Consider the following 244-nt stretch of genomic DNA (forward strand, 5'->3'; position numbering starts at 1 on the left):
GGCGCAAGTCGCGGCGTCGGTGATCGGCCGCCCGCGCATCGAGCCCGAATTGTCGAGCTCGCGCGACACCACCGTGTCGCGGAGCTTGGTGTCGCGCTCCTGCTTGAAGGACAGCGGCTGCATCGGATCGATGTCGACGCGCACCAGGCGCGCCGGATCGAGGTAGCCTTCCTCGAGATCGAAATCCCAGGAGCGGTTCTGCTGCGCCATCAGGCGGCGCTGCAGCCGGTAGGAGAGCCGCCGC

General features: G+C 68.9%; 1 pseudogene. It reads right to left on the reverse strand.

From position 1 onward, the window contains the following. Positions 1 to 244: pseudogene (locus tag KVT37_RS32605) on the reverse strand (cobaltochelatase subunit CobT); the annotation flags it as partial.

The organism is Mesorhizobium sp. GbtcB19 (genome assembly GCF_019091085.1).
Taxonomy (GTDB): domain Bacteria; phylum Pseudomonadota; class Alphaproteobacteria; order Rhizobiales; family Rhizobiaceae; genus Mesorhizobium.